This window comes from Ruegeria sp. CK3 (assembly GCF_056536565.1).
On record NZ_JBQFPV010000001.1, the window covers coordinates 295025 to 310776 of the forward strand.

Annotated in this window: 15 protein-coding genes; 6 read left to right on the forward strand and 9 right to left on the reverse strand. The window is 57.1% G+C overall.

Going from position 1 to position 15752, the window contains the following annotated elements; genetic code table 11:
- Position 1: 1 nt before the first annotated feature.
- The 6 genes from sufD to iscR all read right to left on the reverse strand — a co-directional run bounded on the left by sufD (position 2) and on the right by iscR (position 6003).
- Positions 2 to 1282 (reverse strand): Fe-S cluster assembly protein SufD, encoded by a 1281-nt coding sequence (gene sufD / locus ACR0C3_RS01535; RefSeq protein WP_480756810.1) that lies wholly within the window; start codon positions 1280 to 1282, stop codon positions 2 to 4.
- Entirely contained in the window at positions 1282 to 2037 is a 756-nt protein-coding gene (sufC, locus tag ACR0C3_RS01540) for a Fe-S cluster assembly ATPase SufC (RefSeq protein ID WP_170373689.1), read from the reverse strand. The genes sufD and sufC overlap by 1 nt, the downstream gene beginning before the upstream one ends.
- 67 nt (positions 2038 to 2104) lie before the next feature.
- Positions 2105 to 2884 (reverse strand): FkbM family methyltransferase, encoded by a 780-nt coding sequence (locus ACR0C3_RS01545; protein ID WP_480756811.1) that lies wholly within the window; start codon positions 2882 to 2884, stop codon positions 2105 to 2107.
- A gap of 26 nt (positions 2885 to 2910) precedes the next feature.
- Entirely contained in the window at positions 2911 to 4431 is a 1521-nt protein-coding gene (gene sufB / locus ACR0C3_RS01550) for a Fe-S cluster assembly protein SufB (RefSeq protein WP_480756813.1), read from the reverse strand.
- Positions 4432 to 4449: 18 nt separating this feature from the next.
- On the reverse strand, positions 4450 to 5493 hold the full coding sequence (locus ACR0C3_RS01555; protein ID WP_170373687.1) for a cysteine desulfurase family protein: 1044 nt from the start codon (positions 5491 to 5493) through the stop codon (positions 4450 to 4452).
- 51 nt (positions 5494 to 5544) lie between these two features.
- Positions 5545 to 6003, reverse strand: coding sequence for a Fe-S cluster assembly transcriptional regulator IscR (iscR, locus tag ACR0C3_RS01560; protein WP_170373686.1), 459 nt, complete (start codon positions 6001 to 6003; stop codon positions 5545 to 5547).
- 175 nt (positions 6004 to 6178) lie between these two features.
- On the opposite strand from iscR, the gene ACR0C3_RS01565 reads away from it, so the two are divergent.
- The 6 genes from ACR0C3_RS01565 (at position 6179) to ACR0C3_RS01590 (ending at position 11663) form a co-directional block, all read left to right on the forward strand.
- Positions 6179 to 6832, forward strand: coding sequence for an alpha/beta hydrolase (locus tag ACR0C3_RS01565; RefSeq protein WP_170373685.1), 654 nt, complete (start codon positions 6179 to 6181; stop codon positions 6830 to 6832).
- A complete protein-coding gene (locus ACR0C3_RS01570; RefSeq protein ID WP_170373684.1) occupies positions 6832 to 7077 on the forward strand; it encodes a hypothetical protein in 246 nt (81 codons plus the stop codon). Before ACR0C3_RS01565 ends, ACR0C3_RS01570 begins: the two co-directional genes overlap by 1 nt.
- Positions 7074 to 8231 (forward strand): HD domain-containing protein, encoded by a 1158-nt coding sequence (locus tag ACR0C3_RS01575; protein ID WP_480756814.1) that lies wholly within the window; start codon positions 7074 to 7076, stop codon positions 8229 to 8231. Before ACR0C3_RS01570 ends, ACR0C3_RS01575 begins: the two co-directional genes overlap by 4 nt.
- Before the next feature lie 373 nt (positions 8232 to 8604).
- Positions 8605 to 8940, forward strand: a complete 336-nt coding sequence (locus tag ACR0C3_RS01580; RefSeq protein WP_170373682.1) for a DMT family transporter — start codon at positions 8605 to 8607, stop codon at positions 8938 to 8940.
- Between the two features lie 76 nt (positions 8941 to 9016).
- On the forward strand, positions 9017 to 10834 hold the full coding sequence (gene typA, locus ACR0C3_RS01585; RefSeq protein WP_170548782.1) for a translational GTPase TypA: 1818 nt from the start codon (positions 9017 to 9019) through the stop codon (positions 10832 to 10834).
- Positions 10835 to 11123: 289 nt separating this feature from the next.
- Complete coding sequence (locus ACR0C3_RS01590) at positions 11124 to 11663, forward strand: hypothetical protein (protein WP_480523704.1); 540 nt, start codon at positions 11124 to 11126, stop codon at positions 11661 to 11663.
- 122 nt (positions 11664 to 11785) lie between these two features.
- Here ACR0C3_RS01590 and ACR0C3_RS01595 read toward each other — a convergent pair whose 3' ends face one another.
- The 3 genes from ACR0C3_RS01595 to alaS form a co-directional block, all read right to left on the reverse strand.
- Positions 11786 to 12409 (reverse strand): transglutaminase-like cysteine peptidase, encoded by a 624-nt coding sequence (locus ACR0C3_RS01595; protein ID WP_480756816.1) that lies wholly within the window; start codon positions 12407 to 12409, stop codon positions 11786 to 11788.
- A gap of 339 nt (positions 12410 to 12748) precedes the next feature.
- A complete protein-coding gene (locus ACR0C3_RS01600) occupies positions 12749 to 13036 on the reverse strand; it encodes a DUF1330 domain-containing protein (protein WP_170705000.1) in 288 nt (95 codons plus the stop codon).
- 1 nt (position 13037) lies between these two features.
- Positions 13038 to 15710, reverse strand: a complete 2673-nt coding sequence (alaS, locus tag ACR0C3_RS01605) for an alanine--tRNA ligase (RefSeq protein ID WP_480756818.1) — start codon at positions 15708 to 15710, stop codon at positions 13038 to 13040.
- Positions 15711 to 15752 lie beyond the last annotated feature (42 nt).

Here is a 15752-nt window from a genome sequence, read left to right on the forward strand (position 1 = left end):
ATTAACTGTGACGCGAAAGCCAGCCTTCCAGACGGGTCACGATCTCTTCGGCCAGTGTCTCGTCCTCGATCTCATCCACCGCCTCGGCAAGAAAAGCCAGCGTCAGCATATTGGTGGCGTCCTTCGTCGGGACTCCGCGCGAGCGCAGGTAGAACAAGGCGGTCTCATCAATCGCGCCCGAGGTCGACCCGTGCGAACAGGCAACGTCATCGGCGTAGATTTCAAGCTCGGGTTTGGCGAGGAACTGGCTGTCATCGTCCAGCAAAAGCGACTGGCTGATCTGGTAGCCATCGGTCTTCTGCGCGCCTTCCTTCACAAGGATCTTGCCTTGGAACACGCCCGTCGCGCCGTTGCGCAGGACCTTCTTGAACACCTGACGGCTTTCGCAATTTACCGCGTCATGGGTGACAAAAACGGTGTCGTCGTGGTGAAAATCACCGTCCCCGACGCAAGCACCGGCCACATGGGCAACCGCATCGTCACCGGTAAGTTCAACCACCTGCTCGTTGCGAGTCAGTACGCCGTTAGCCGTCAAAGTGAACGATTTGTAGGTCGATTCCTGACCAAGACGTGTGAACATATGGGTCGCGGCCCTGCGTTCATGATCGCGGCCCTGTGCCCGGACATGGTGCAAGGTCCCGTTGTCGGCGATGTCGATCTCCATGCATTTGTTGAAGCGCGACGCGGCCGGACCATTCTCGAGGATCGTGGCCTCAGCATCGCTTTCAACACGGATTACGTGGTGCAGGATCGCGTCCGAGTCTTCCGCCTCGTGACGGTACACCAGATTGATCGGCTTCGACGGTTTGCCGGTTACATGTATGGCAACGCCGTCGGTCGCGAATGCGGTGTTCAAAGCAGCCAGAGGACGCTGAACAGGGTTTTGACCACGCTCCTCGAGCTTGCCGTAAAGATCCTTGGCCCAGTGGATATCCTTGCAGCAGATATCCTCCAGCCGGTCGATCTTGACACCTTCTAAGCTCAGATCGTCCGAGGCTTCGGCATCGAACACACCATCGACGAACACGATCTGCAGCCGATCGACATCGTTGAACACCATCGGCTCGCCCGAGTCGAAAATGGCAGCCTTGGGCGCATCGGTCGAGACTAGAGTATCCGGACGCGTGTATTTCCAGTATTCATCGCGACGGCTTGGAAGACCCATTTCACGTACCCGGGCCAAAGCCCCTTGGCGCGCGGCCTTGGTACAGCCGGGATCAGGCATCGTCAGTGAGGCCAGACGCTCTTCGGTTGCGGTCTGTTTTGCTTGCGGAAAGGCCATCAGTTCACCTCGGCAAGAATGTCGGAGTAACCGTTGTTTTCAACTTCCAGTGCCAGCTCAGGACCACCCGATTTTACGATGCGGCCATCGGCCATGATGTGAACAACATCAGGTTTGATGTGGTCCAGCAGGCGCTGGTAGTGGGTGATGACCAGGAAACCACGCCCCTCATCCCGCAGCGCGTTCACGCCTTCGGAGACCAGCTTCATCGCATCCACGTCGAGGCCCGAGTCGGTCTCGTCGAGAATGCACATTTTGGGTTCCAGCATCGCCATCTGTAGGATTTCATTGCGCTTTTTCTCACCGCCCGAGAAGCCGACATTGACCGGACGCTTCAGCATATCCGCGTCGATCTTCAGCGACTTCGCCTTTTCGCGAACGAGTTTCAGGAAGTCAGCGGCCGACAGTTCCTCCTCCCCGCGCGCCTTGCGCTGCGCGTTCACTGCGGTGCGCAGAAAAGTCATGTTGCCGACGCCCGGGATCTCAACCGGGTATTGGAACGCGAGGAACACACCAGCTGCGGCGCGCTCTTCCGGCTCCATCTCCAACAGGTCTTCACCGTCCAGAGTGGCCGAGCCTTCGGTAACCTCATAGCCATCGCGCCCCGACAGCACATAGCTGAGCGTCGACTTGCCCGAACCGTTCGGCCCCATGATCGCATGCACCTTGCCAGCCTCAACCGTCAGGTCCACACCTTTGAGAATTTGCTTGTCTTCTTCTTCAAGCTGTACGTGCAGGTTCTTGATTTCCAGCATGTTTTCCTCGTTTCGCGCCAGCATTATAGACTGTCGCATTGTTAGAATTTCCAATTTTGGTCCGTTGTTAGGCGGATTGAGCGATCTCCGGTGCCTTTGGTACAGGTCTGATCAGGTAGTTTTCATTTCGTCTGTAGCGCCTGTATTGATCTGCGATTTCATACCCATGGGCCGCAATGAGTGTTTTGAAGGCCTCGGCGTTTGAATTGTCCACCTCAACAAACAGAACTGGACGACTCTCAGCCAATTCTGGTAGGAGGCTTTCCAAAACGGCAATTTCCATTCCTTCAACGTCAATCTTGATGAAGTCGAACGAGCGACCCTCAATCAAGCTTGCCGCGGGAACAACCTGTATTGAGCCTTGCTGGTCAATCAGTTTAGCCCCGCCAAGGTTTTGCGGTTTCCAATGCAAACTTAGATCTGATCGCGTTTCGTTGGAAACACCGACCCCGACCCAGTTGAAATCAACCTTGTTCTCAACCCCGTTCAGGTGCAGATTGCTCACCAAAAGTTCCGCAGCCACTGGGTTGGGCTCAACCGGAACAACGAGTGAAGCATGTAAGAACAACGCCAAGTACAGACTGTGGTTTCCGACGTTGGCCCCAATGTCCAGGAACCGTCCGCCCACCGGAAAATGCTCCGATATCATTCTTAGTTCTTCAACCTCGTAGAACGAGCCCGCGAAGTGGTATTTTTGAATCGCATCGAGCGGGTTGGCGACAGAGAAGAATACGTTGCGGTCATGAACACGAGCGCGCACCACCTGTGCTTGGGCGGCTCGAAAAACCCCAGAACGCCGGGATTTCTTGATCCATCTTTTTATTTCCGCAGGTGTTTCCAACTTCAACGACCCTCTCGTCCCGCAAGAATTGGTTAGCCAACCGACCCTTCAAGCGAGATTGCCACCAACTGCTGGGCCTCCATCGCAAATTCCATCGGCAGCGCCTGCAGCACGTCTTTGCAGAACCCGTTGACGACCAGCGCCACGGCCTCTTCCTCGTCCATTCCACGTTGACGGCAGTAAAACAGCTGGTCGTCGTCCACTTTCGAGGTCGTTGCCTCATGCTCGACGCGGCTCGAGTTGTTCTTAACCTCGATATACGGCACTGTATGAGCGCCGCATTTGTCGCCAATCAGCAAGCTGTCACACTGGGTGTAGTTGCGGCTGTCTTTGGCTTTCGGGTGCATCGAGACCAGTCCACGATAGGTGTTCTGTGCCTTACCCGCGCTGATGCCCTTAGAAACGATGCGCGATTTGGTGTTCTTGCCGAGGTGAACCATCTTGGTGCCGGTATCGGCCTGCTGATAGTTGTTGGCAATCGCGATCGAGTAGAACTCACCCTGGCTTTCCTCGCCGCGCAGGATGCAGGACGGGTACTTCCACGTCACGGCCGAGCCGGTCTCAACCTGCGTCCACATCACCTTGGAGCGATCTCCACGGCAATCAGCACGCTTGGTCACGAAGTTATAGATACCGCCTTTGCCGTTCTCGTCTCCGGGGAACCAGTTCTGAACGGTCGAGTATTTCACCTCAGCGTCTTCTTCGACGATGATCTCGACCACGGCCGCGTGCAGCTGCGCGGTGTCGCGCTGAGGTGCGGTGCATCCTTCCAGGTAAGATACGTAAGAGCCCTTGTCAGCGATGATCAAAGTACGCTCAAACTGGCCGGTGTTTTCCGCGTTAATGCGGAAATATGTGCTCAGCTCCATCGGGCAGCGGACGCCTGGCGGGATGTAGACGAACGAGCCATCCGAGAACACAGCCGAGTTCAGCGTGGCATAGAAGTTGTCCGACACCGGAACCACGGTGCCCAGATATTTCTTCACCAGTTCAGGATGCTCTTTGATCGCTTCCGAGATCGAGCAGAAGATAACGCCGGCCTTCTTCAGCTCGGCTTGGAAGGTCGTGCCCACAGAAACCGAGTCAAACACGGCGTCGACGGCCACTTTGCGGCCTTCGGCGGGCATATCCTCTGCGCCTTCAACGCCAGCCAGAATCATCTGTTCTTTCAGAGGGATACCGAGCTTTTCGTAAGTCGCCAAAAGTTTGGGGTCAACCTCATCCAGAGATTTGGGTTTCTCTTCCATGGATTTCGGACGGGCATAGTAATACTGGTCCTGAAAGTTGATCTCAGGGTAGTTGACCATGGCCCATTTAGGCTCTTCCATCTTGGTCCAGCGTTCGAAGGCCGACAGACGCCATTCGGTCATCCATTCGGGCTCTTCGTTCTTCTCCGAGATCAGTCGAACGATATCTGGATTCACGCCTTTGGGCGCGTATTCCATCTCGATCTCGGTTTCCCAGCCGTATTTATAAGTGCTGACCTCGCGTACCGCATCCACGGTTTCCTGATCGACACCCTCTTTTACCTGGGTCTGGTCCAAAGCGGCCATTGTTTACCCTCCGTCAGATCACGCGGCCCGCGCGCGATGCTTTTTCTCTTTCTCAAGCCACGTTTCGGCGAAACGCAGCACATCTTCCTTGGTAGTCCGAGGTCCCAGCGACACGCGGATTGCGCTGGCTGCTGTCCCCTCATCAAATCCCATCGCAGTCAGAACAGCGCTGGCGCGGACCTTTCCGCTTGAGCAGGCCGAGCCCGCACTGACCGCAAAACCAGACAGGTCCATCTGCATGACCTGCGTTTCACCCTTCCAACCGGGCGATGCGAAACATGACGTGTTCGGCAGGCGTGTCTGGTCTTTCCCGACAAAAATAGGTGATCTTTCACCAGCCTCAAGGGCGTTTTCTAGAATATTTCTAAATTCTTCGACCTGCTCCCAAACACCATTGGCGAGATCTTGGGCTGCTGCTTCAGCAGCGGCCCCGAACCCCACGATCCCAATGACATTTTCGGTTCCAGAGCGCCGGCCCATCTCTTGCCCGCCGCCCTTGATCTGAGCAGGCAGGTCCGTGCCGCGTTTCATAACGACAGCTCCGATCCCTTTCGGCCCGCCCAGTTTATGCGCAGACACTAGCGCCATCTGAACGTCCATCCAATTGAACGCAATCGGCAGCTTGCCAAACGCCTGGGTCGCATCAGTCACCGACAGCCCCTTGGGCAGTGTCTGCACGATACCCGTTTCCGAGTTGGCAACCTGCAGCGTCGCATTCGCTGGATCGCTCACAGTGGCCATCCCGTCCGAAGAAACCAAGATATCCTCGGCAATCCATGCTCTTACCGCGTCATGCTCAATTGATGCACCGTGCAGATTTCGACCCGCCAAAGCCAAAGCGGCCCCCTCGGTCGAGCCTGAGGTAAATACGATATCCGCACCATCAGCCCCAAAAGCCGATGCAACCTGCGCCCGTGCGCGTTCGATCAAAGCCTTCGCCGCGCGCCCCTCGGCATGGACCGACGATGGGTTCCCGCAGACATCCATTGCCGCGATCATCGCGTCCCGCGCTTCGGGCCGCAAAGGCGTGGTGGCGTTATGATCGAGATAAACACGATTCATGGAGTCATCTTTTCCCAGATATTTCTGAAACTTGTACTCAGAGGCTACGGATCACTCATCCACAACGGCAAACAGGTTCGGAACCGCGGGACAGGGCGCGAGGTCATTCTTGATCACGTCAGACAGGCGGGTCTGATGCAGGAACACATAGACATGTGCGCTGAGGCTTTCCCAAAGCCGGTTCGTCAGGGATTGCGCCCGGCTGCCCGAGGACGCACCCGAGGCCCCGGCCCCCTTGGCCATTGCATCCACCGTCTCATCTACGGCAGACAAAATCTCGACAACGCGGATCTCCGACGGCTGCCGTGCGAGGCGATACCCACCACCCGGACCTCGGGTCGAGGTCACCAGCTCGGCCCGGCGCAGTTTGACGAACAACTGCTCAAGATACGGCAGCGAGATATCCTGCCGTTCCGAAATTTCACCCAGTGTCACGATCTTGTCCGAGGGCTGCAGCGCAATGTCCGCCAGCGCCACCATGGCATACCGGCCCTTTGTCGACAGCTTCATTGTCATTTCCCTTCGGCAAGTTGGACGCGAAATCATTGACGCCGCCGCCGCCAGTGCGTATCTCCGACTGACAGCGCGTTGCGCAGGATATCACATTTAGAACCGTTCTAAGGTGCCCAACGAATACAGTCAAGTATTTCCCGGCGCCCAAGATAAAGACAGGACCAAAGCACACATGCCCGAGGTGATTTTTCCCGGACCCGAAGGCCGCCTGGAAGGCCGCTACCACCCGCAAAAGGAAAAAGACGCACCGATCGCCATCGTGCTTCACCCGCATCCTCAGTTCGGCGGGACCATGAACAACAAGGTGGTCTATAATCTGCACTACGCGTTCTACAACATGGGCTTCACCGTGTTGCGCTTCAACTTCCGCGGCGTGGGCCGCAGCCAGGGCGAATATGATCAAGGCGTAGGCGAGTTGAGCGATGCGGCATCGGCGCTGGATTACCTGCAGTCGATGAACAACAACTCCAAGCATTGCTGGGTTGCTGGCTTCTCTTTCGGTGCTTGGATCGGAATGCAGTTGTTGATGCGCCGCCCGGAAATCACCGGTTTCATCAGTGTGTCGCCCCCGGCGAATATGTACGACTTCTCGTTCCTCGCGCCCTGCCCGTCTTCGGGCCTGATCATCAACGGCTCGTCCGACCGCGTGGCGCCTCCGGCGGATACAACTGCGCTGGTCAACAAGCTGCATGAGCAGAAGGGCATCACCATCACGCACAATGAGGTCGAAGGCGCCGATCACTTCTTCCAGGATCAGCACATGGACACGCTCATCACTGATGTCAGCGACTATGTGAAACGCCGCCTGACCGAGAACACGCGCTGATGACAGACACCATCAATACCCTCGCTGCCAAATTGGCCGAGGATACATTGAAGGTCATGGACGAAACCGGCGATGACCGGTTTTACATGGAGGTCGGCAACCTGCTGGCGGCCTCCTCCCAATCTCTGGAAGAGGCCTTTCTGACCGAGATCCGCGTGCGCCTGTCCGAACGTCAAGCCCGCCAATTCGTGATCAAACGCCTGACAGATCACCGCTCCAAGCTGAAAGCGATTGAAAAACAATGAATGATCGACTGTCCGCGCAAATCGCGTTTTTGAAACAGGCGGACAGGTTGAAGACGGTGGATCGGGCAAACACCCTGCTGGATCAATCCCGGCCTGAGAATTCCGCAGAACATAGCTGGCATCTGGCGCTTTGGGCGCTGGTCATGGGGCCTCTGGCCGGGCCGGATGTGTCAATTGATCGGGTCATCCGCATGTTGTTGCTGCATGATCTGGTCGAGATCATTGTGGGCGACCATCCAATCCATCTCGAGACCGATTGGCAGAGCGTCGCCAAGGCCGAACACGCCGCGGCTTTGGATTTGTTCGGTCTGTTGCCGCCGGACCAGACCCAGAGTTTTCTGGACCTATGGAACGAATTCGAAGCCGATCAGACGCCTGACGCCAAGTTCGCCAAGATGCTCGACCGGTGTCAGCCCCTGTTTCAGGTGCTGTACGCATCGCCTAAACGGCCCGACCATATGGAGATCGCCCGTGAGAACCTCGCGACCGGGCGCGCGGCTTATCTGAGTGAGGCGCTGCCTCAGGCCTATGAGCACGCAGTTGCGTTATTGGCGGATGCGCCGACCGAGGACAACAGCTTTACCCAACGGCTGGCTTTTCTGGTTGAGGCAGATCAGTTGAAATCCGTCATGCGCGCTTCGCGCCTGATGGCGGTCGATCGGTTCGAAAACTCGGCCGAGCACTCGTGGCACATCATGCTGTACGCGTGGGTTCTGGCCGAACATTCCCACGCTGAGGTCCAGTTGAACCGCGTCCTGTACATGCTGCTGCTTCACGATATTGTCGAGATCGACGCGGGAGATCACCCGATCCACGGTCAGGTCGATCACGCCGCCCAAGCCGAAAAGGAAGAGGCCGCAGCGCGACGCCTGTTCGGACTATTGCCTCAGGATCAAACGCAGGCGTTTTCGGATCTCTGGCATGAGTTTGAGAGCGCCAACTCGGTAGATGCGCGGTTCGCCAAGGCTGTTGACCGGTTTCAAACCCCAATTGCCAATCTTGAAACGGGCGGCGGCTCGTGGGTGGACTATGCCGTGACCTACCCTCAGATCGAAGCGCGGGTCCGGCCCGCCATCGAACGCGGTGCGCCCGGTCTTTGGGATTGGTTGCAACCGTATTTGGCAGATTACTTCACGGTTTCAGCGAGGGGCTAGGCAAAAGAAAAAGGGCCAATAAGGCCCTTTTCCCTGCTTGGATCTTGATTAACGCCAAAACTACAAAACAAAGAAACCAACTAACATTTGGGCTGCATCAGAACTGACGGACCCCCCGTCTGCAAGCCACCCTAGCGCCGCAATAAGAGTCGAAGCAAAAACGACGTATTTAATAAACACAGTCATTGAAAAACTCGAAAACAAATCAACAAATACTGTTCTGTTATTTGCATAAATTGTGATCAGATCGTAGTCAGGTATACCCGACCTTTATCTTGTGGTGTCACGCACCCAAGCAACCGAATGTGCTTGCCGGGGCGGCCTGTTTCATGTTGAGAATTCGCGCGTGATTTGCATGCAAAAGGTTGAGATCATGCCCAAAGCCTACCTGATCCTGCTGATGGCCGTCTTTGCCGAAACCGTAGGCACAACGGCCTTGCAGGCCAGTCAGCAATTCTCGCGCTTCTGGCCTTCGGTTCTGGTCGTAGTTGCTTACGGAGTGGCGTTCTACCTGTTGGGATTGACGTTGAAATACATGCCAGTGGGCATCGTCTATGCGATCTGGTCCGGGCTTGGGATTTTTTTCATCGCAATCATCGGCTTTGTGGTGTTTGGGCAAAAGCTCGACCTTTGGGCGGTTCTGGGGCTGGCCCTGATATTGGCCGGAATCCTGATCATTCATCTGTTTTCAAAGACCGCAGGTCACTGAACGCCGGTTTGGGCTGGTATATTGCGTCAAGCCGCGCTATGCGCCGGGCAACTTCCCGTTCAAAGGCTGACCTCTCATGGACCTGCGCAATATCGCAATCATCGCTCACGTGGACCACGGTAAAACGACCCTGGTGGATGAGCTGCTCAAACAATCCGGCGCGTTCCGGGAAAATCAGGCCGTGGCGGAACGCGCCATGGACAGCAACGATCTGGAACGCGAGCGCGGCATTACCATTCTGGCCAAAGCGACCTCGGTCGAATGGAAAGGCACGCGCATCAATATCGTCGACACCCCCGGCCACGCCGATTTCGGCGGCGAGGTTGAGCGTATCCTCAGCATGGTGGACGGTGTTGTCCTGCTGGTTGACGCGGCTGAAGGTCCGATGCCTCAGACCAAATTCGTGACTTCCAAAGCACTGGCACTGGGCCTACGCCCCATTGTGGTCCTGAACAAGGTCGACAAACCCGATGCCGAACCCGACCGTGCGCTGGATGAGTGCTTCGATCTCTTCGCAAACCTCGGCGCAGATGACGATCAGCTAGACTTCCCTGCCATGTATGCCTCGGGCCGTTCGGGCTGGGCGGATATGGAGTTGGACGGGCCGCGCAAGGACCTGACCGCGCTGTTTGATCTGGTCGTCGATCACGTACCTGCCCCCAAACAGGCCGAAAAGAAGGACGAGCCGTTCCGCATGCTGGCTACTACCTTGGGCAGCGATCCGTTCATCGGTCGTATTCTTACGGGCCGTGTGGAAAGCGGTACTCTGAAAGCAGGCGACAGCCTCAAGGCGCTCAGCCGCGATGGCTCGCTAATCGAGAACTTCCGCGCATCGAAAATCCTGGCCTTCCGTGGTTTGGCGCAACAACCGATCGATGTGGCCGAGGCCGGTGACATCGTGACCATCGCAGGTATGAGCAAAGCCACCGTCGCGGACTCGCTGGTCGCACCGCAGGTTGAAGAGGCCCTGCCCGCTCAGCCCATCGACCCGCCAACCATCACCGTGACTTTCGGCATCAACGACTCGCCTCTAGCTGGTCGTGACGGCAAAAAGGTGCAATCCCGAGTCATCCGTGACCGCCTGATGAAAGAGGCGGAATCCAACGTTGCGATCCGTATCACCGACACCCCGGGCGGCGAGGCGTTCGAAGTGGCCGGTCGTGGCGAATTGCAGATGGGTGTTCTGATCGAGAACATGCGCCGCGAAGGGTTCGAACTCAGCATCTCTCGCCCGCAGGTTCTGTTCCGCGAGGAAGACGGTCAACGGCTGGAGCCCGTCGAAGAAGTCACGATCGACGTGGATGACGAATACTCGGGCGCAGTCATCGAAAAGATCACCGGTGCACGTAAGGGCGAACTGGTCGAGATGCGCCCCGCCGGCGCCGGCAAGACCCGGATCATCGCGCATGTGCCGTCCCGTGGCCTGATCGGCTATCATGGAGAGTTCCTGACCGATACCCGCGGGACCGGCGTTCTGAACCGCGTGTTCCATGGCTGGGCCCCACATAAAGGTCAGATCCCAGGCCGTCGCGCAGGCGTTCTGATCTCGATGGAGAATGGCCAGGCCGTTGCTTACGCTCTGTGGAACCTCGAAGAGCGTGGCCGCATGTTCGTTGGACCTCAGACCGATGTCTATCAGGGCATGGTGATTGGTGAACATTCCCGCGACAACGATCTGGAAGTGAACCCGCTGAAAGGCAAGAAGCTGACCAACGTGCGGGCCAGCGGCTCGGACGACGCGGTGCGTCTGACACCCCACATCCAGTTCTCGCTTGAAGAAGCCATCGCCTATATTGATGACGACGAACTGGTCGAGGTGACGCCCAACGCGATCCGTCTTCGCAAGCGATTCCTTGATCCGCATGAGCGGAAACGGATGGCGAAAGCCGGATAAATCGCCGTTCTCGATTGGGAAACAATGCCATTTTTGTGACATTATTTCCTCAATCCTAAAAAATGGCATTCTAGGAAAGGCCAGCCATCGGCTGGCCTTTCTTATTGGTTTTACATGATTTTTGATATTTTTCCGGTCTTTTGGCAATCTCGCCAAGTGGGCGGCAACTTGCAAGTTCGACCTTAAAAAGGTGTAATCTTGTCCAAAGTGTGACGTCGTTCATACAAGCCTATTTGGTTTTGGTGCATAAGTTCGACGCAGAGATTAACGAGTACCGAGGAGTTCCATCATGGGCATCCATTCCAGCAAACTAAAAGTAATCGCCGCAGCTGTTGCCGTTCAAATGGTAGGCGTTACAGCCGCACAAGCCGCATGTACCGTCTCAACGGCACGTCAGGCTGCAAGCTCGCCCGAGATCCTCTGCGAATGTGACGCCGTCACATCGGGTATGATCCGCTACATTCAGCGTCGCGCCGATTTCGGCAACTTCCTGGCCCGTACGGGTGCGGAATGCCCGCAACTGGCCGCGTTGCTTTCGGACTTGCCGACCGCATCCACAGGGTTCGCTGATCAAAGATCCGGAGATGGCAAACCTGATGGCAATCCCGGTACTACGGGTGGTCCGTCTGGAAATCCTCCGGGTGACGACGGCGGTCCCGATGACAATGGCGGCGACGACGGCAAAGGCGGCGACGACGGCAAAGGTGGCGACGACGGTAAAGGCGGCGACGACGGTAAAGGCGGCGACGACGGCAAAGGCGGCGACGACGGCAAAGGCGGCGACGACGGCAAAGGCGGCGACGACGGCAAAGGCGGAGACGTCACATAACAAAGTTCTGAGGTTTCTGATCCTGCTTAGAACATAATTCCAGCTGCAGGTTTGTTGTGCACTGCGAGAATCAAAAAGGGCGCCCAAGCTGGCGCCCTTACCTCTTCAGATTGTAGATTGCGTCAACTATTCCCGTAAACCCCAACCCAACGGCGCGGCTGCTTTGGATCTTGCATCCTCAGAAACAGATACCGGGTCGCTTTCCACGGTTTGATGCTGTTGGTCAAGTTGTCCAGAACCAGATCACCCTGAGCTGATCGGTAGACCAACACAGCGTGCGCGTTCCGACGCGTATCCAGTACCGTGGCAATCAAAAGCTTGCTGGGATCAATTCCCGCTTTGATCAGATTGCGCTTTTTCAACAAGGCAAAGTCTTCGCAATCACCGCCCCGTGTCGTCGGCAAGGCCCAAAACTCACGCTGTCGGTATTGAGATTGGTCTGTAATTGCACGGGTGGACGCGTTGACTTGCAAGTTCACTTTCTTGACGATCTGCATTTCCTGCTTGCTCGTCAACGACGCCGCTCGTTGGCCTGAACAGGCCCAGCTGTACTGACGGCAAAGTTGTTGTGCTCCAGACGGTGGCGGAGAGGTTGAAATCGCAGTGATGAACGCCCCCTCGGACGCCTGTGCCGCAGAGGCGGTGAAGAACGACGTCAGGACCAAAGCGCAAATCCCAACGGAGCGCCCTGAAAATTTGGCGACCGACCGAAGACCCGCCGAAAAACCTACTGCCGAATATTTCATACCCGTTCCTCAATCCAAGTTGCCCGCGTGAGTCCGGCCAATCAGGGTGTCGAAGTTTTCCGACTTTAACCGCAACTGGCTTTGGTGACGCAATCAATGTTGAGGATCAGGGGTAAAAAAGGCGGAAATTCGTCACAATCCGCGGCAATTTCGGGCAAGAATTGAGGGCAATCCGCCACATTTATGACTGGGTCAGAATGTTGAATAGCTGCAATATATTGTTTTTAATATACTTTAAAGGCGAACACGGCCTCCAAGAAAGAAATGGAGGCCGCGCAGCGATTCTTGTGCTGATATTCGCCCAGACCGCCAAACCGACCCGGCTGAAACAGCTGATTCTCAGTCGGTGATTTCAACAACGACCAATTCGCGCTCGCTTGCCCCGCGGGCATGATCGAGCGCTTCTTGGTATGCGGCGGAGTTATAGCACTCGACCGCGGCCTCGACTGAGGGGAAACGTGCGACCACATTGCGCGGACGCTCCTTCCCTTCTAGCTGAACGTAACGCGCCGCACGCGCAATGAATTCTCCGCCATGCGCAGCGATCGCAGGCCCCGCCAGCTCAGCGTATTTTCCATAAGCTTCGGTGTCAGTCACCGTGACATGCGCAATCCAAAGAGCAGCCATCTTACCCCTCCAAAACCTGTTCGGCGGCCTTGATCGCCGCAACTGCGTTGGTCGCGTCCTTGCCGCCACCTTGGGCCATATCCGGGCGACCACCGCCGCCCTTGCCGCCCAGCTCAACCACTGCGGCTTTGACCAGATCAACGGCCGAAACCGTATCGGTCAGATCCGCGGTGACCCCAGCCGCGACAGCCGCTTTGCCGCCTGTGTCCGCGATCAACAGAACCGCGCCAGATCCCAGTCGGCTTTTGTGTTCGTCGATCAATGCAGGAAGATCTTTGCCGGACACACCGCTGAGTGTCTGGGCCAGAAACTTGACGCCGTTGACTTCGGTCGCTTCCGCGCCGCCGCCCTGCCCGGCCCCTCCGGCCATAGCGAGATCCCGGCGCAGTTGAGCAACTTCGTTTTGCAGGGCTTTCCGCTCATCCAAAAGTGATTTCACGCGGGCCACCACATCATCCGGCTGCGCTTTTAGCTCCAACGCGACCTGTGCCAAACGGTGATCCTGAGCGGACAGATAGCGGAAGGCTTCATCGCCCGTCAGCGCCTCAATCCGCCGGACACCCGCACTGCTTGCACTGTCGCCAAGCACAACAAACGTACCGATATCGCCGGTCTGACGGACATGCGTGCCACCGCAAAGTTCAATGGACCAGGTCTCGCCATCCTGGCCCTTGCCAGTTGGAGCCTTGCCCATCGAAACAACACGAACCTCGTCGCCATATTTCTCGCCAAACAAAGCCTGAGCGCCCAGCTCACGCGCGTCGCCCGGCGTCATGATCCGGGTTTCAACGCTCGAGTTCTGGCGGATGAAGTCGTTCACCTCACTCTCGACCTTTTGGATTTCCTCCAGCGTCAAGGCTTTGGAATGGCTGAAATCGAACCGCAAACGATCCGAGGCATTCAGCGAACCCCGCTGTGCCACGTGGTCGCCCAGAGTCTCGCGCAGGGCCTCATGCAAAAGGTGCGTGGCCGAGTGGTTGGCACGAATGGCCGAACGGCGCGCGTGATCCACCTCCAGCTCAACCGCGTCACCTTTGGATAGGGTGCCGTGGTCCACAGTCACCTTGTGTGCGTAGACTTTGCCATCGGCGAATTTCTTGGTGTCTTCAACGCGGGAAACATCTTCGCGCGCATCGAGACGGCGCAGCTCTCCACTGTCGCCGACCTGACCACCAGCCTCGCCATAGAACGGGGTTTGGTTCACAACGACCCAGCCAGTGCCGCCCTGTTCGATCCTGTCGACCAGAGCGCCATCGACGATCAGCGCCGCGACCTGAGCCTCAGCCTTTTCGGTGTCGTAGCCTAGGAAATCGGTTGCGCCAGCGCTGTCAGCCACGTCAAACCAGACCGCCTGATCCGCAGCCTCGCCCGACCCGGCCCATGCCGCGCGGGCTTTGGCTTTCTGTTCTGCCATGGCCGCATCGAACCCGTCGGTATCGACAGTTCGGCCTTTTTCCCGCAGGGCATCCTGGGTCAAATCGAGTGGGAACCCATAGGTGTCATAGAGCTTGAACGCCGCATCTCCGGACAGGGCCGCGCCTTCGGGCAGGCTGGCTACCTCGTCATCCAACAGTTTCAGGCCGCGATCCAGCGTTTGTTTGAACCGCGTTTCTTCCAGCAGCAGAGTCTCTTCGATCAACGCCTGCGCCTGCCCTAGTTCCGAATATTGAGTGCCCATCAGTTGTACGAGCGAGGGGACCAGACGGTGCATGACCGGATCCTTGGCCCCCAGCAAATGAGCGTGACGCATTGCCCGGCGCATGATCCGGCGCAGTACATAGCCGCGCCCGTCATTGCTGGGCATCACGCCGTCGGCAATCAGGAACGACGTTGAACGTAGGTGGTCCGCGATCACGCGGTGATGGACGTTCTGATCTCCGTAAGGATCAACGCCTGTCGCGTCCGCAGAAGCCTCGATCAGCGTTTTGAACAGGTCGGTGTCGTAGTTGTCATGGCTGCCTTGTAGCAGCGCACCGATCCGCTCCAGCCCCATGCCGGTGTCGATCGACTGCATATCGAGTTCCACCATTGAGCCGTCCTCGAACTGCTCGTTCTGCATGAAAACGATGTTCCAAATTTCGATGAATCGGTCGCCATCTTCCTCGGCCGATCCCGGAGGGCCGCCCCAGATGTGATCGCCATGGTCAAAGAAAATTTCGGTGCAAGGCCCGCAGGGTCCGGTCGGACCCATCTGCCAGAAATTGTCGCTGGTCGCGATGCGGATGATTCGATCTTCGGGAACGCCGACTTTCTTCCAGATTTCAAAGGCTTCGTCGTCGGTGTGATAGACCGTGGTCAGCAGACGGTTTTTGTCGATGCCGAATTCCTTGGTGATCAGCTCCCACGCGAAGGGAATCGCGTCGTGCTTGAAATAGTCACCGAAGGAGAAGTTCCCCAGCATCTCAAAGAAAGTATGGTGGCGTGCCGTATAACCCACATTGTCGAGGTCGTTATGCTTGCCGCCCGCCCGCACACATTTCTGCGCGGTAGTCGCGCGCTGGTAGTCGCGCGTTTCCACACCGGTGAACAGGTTCTTGAACTGCACCATGCCCGAATTCACGAACATCAAAGTCGGATCATTGCGCGGCACCAGAGGGCTGGACGCCACCACTTCGTGCCCCTGCTTGGCAAAGTAGTTCAGAAAGGTCGATCGGATGTCGTTCAACGTTGGCATGGGGCTCTCTCAGCGCGCAATCAGAATGGTCTGCGCAGGTTT

Bases quoted from the DNA above. Each gene is read 5' to 3' on its own strand.
- sufB (WP_480756813.1), bottom strand. From the start codon at position 4,431: ATGGCCGCTTTGGACCAGACCCAGGTAAAAGAGGGTGTCGATCAGGAA.
- ACR0C3_RS01600 (WP_170705000.1), bottom strand. From the start codon at position 13,036: ATGGCTGCTCTTTGGATTGCGCATGTCACGGTGACTGACACCGAAGCT.
- sufD (WP_480756810.1), bottom strand. From the start codon at position 1,282: ATGGCCTTTCCGCAAGCAAAACAGACCGCAACCGAAGAGCGTCTGGCC.
- sufC (WP_170373689.1), bottom strand. From the start codon at position 2,037: ATGCTGGAAATCAAGAACCTGCACGTACAGCTTGAAGAAGAAGACAAG.
- alaS (WP_480756818.1), bottom strand. From the start codon at position 15,710: ATGCCAACGTTGAACGACATCCGATCGACCTTTCTGAACTACTTTGCC.
- iscR (WP_170373686.1), bottom strand. From the start codon at position 6,003: ATGAAGCTGTCGACAAAGGGCCGGTATGCCATGGTGGCGCTGGCGGAC.
- ACR0C3_RS01570 (WP_170373684.1), top strand. From the start codon at position 6,832: ATGACAGACACCATCAATACCCTCGCTGCCAAATTGGCCGAGGATACA.
- ACR0C3_RS01555 (WP_170373687.1), bottom strand. From the start codon at position 5,493: ATGAATCGTGTTTATCTCGATCATAACGCCACCACGCCTTTGCGGCCC.
- ACR0C3_RS01580 (WP_170373682.1), top strand. From the start codon at position 8,605: ATGCCCAAAGCCTACCTGATCCTGCTGATGGCCGTCTTTGCCGAAACC.
- ACR0C3_RS01565 (WP_170373685.1), top strand. From the start codon at position 6,179: ATGCCCGAGGTGATTTTTCCCGGACCCGAAGGCCGCCTGGAAGGCCGC.
- ACR0C3_RS01595 (WP_480756816.1), bottom strand. From the start codon at position 12,409: ATGAAATATTCGGCAGTAGGTTTTTCGGCGGGTCTTCGGTCGGTCGCC.
- ACR0C3_RS01590 (WP_480523704.1), top strand. From the start codon at position 11,124: ATGGGCATCCATTCCAGCAAACTAAAAGTAATCGCCGCAGCTGTTGCC.
- typA (WP_170548782.1), top strand. From the start codon at position 9,017: ATGGACCTGCGCAATATCGCAATCATCGCTCACGTGGACCACGGTAAA.
- ACR0C3_RS01575 (WP_480756814.1), top strand. From the start codon at position 7,074: ATGAATGATCGACTGTCCGCGCAAATCGCGTTTTTGAAACAGGCGGAC.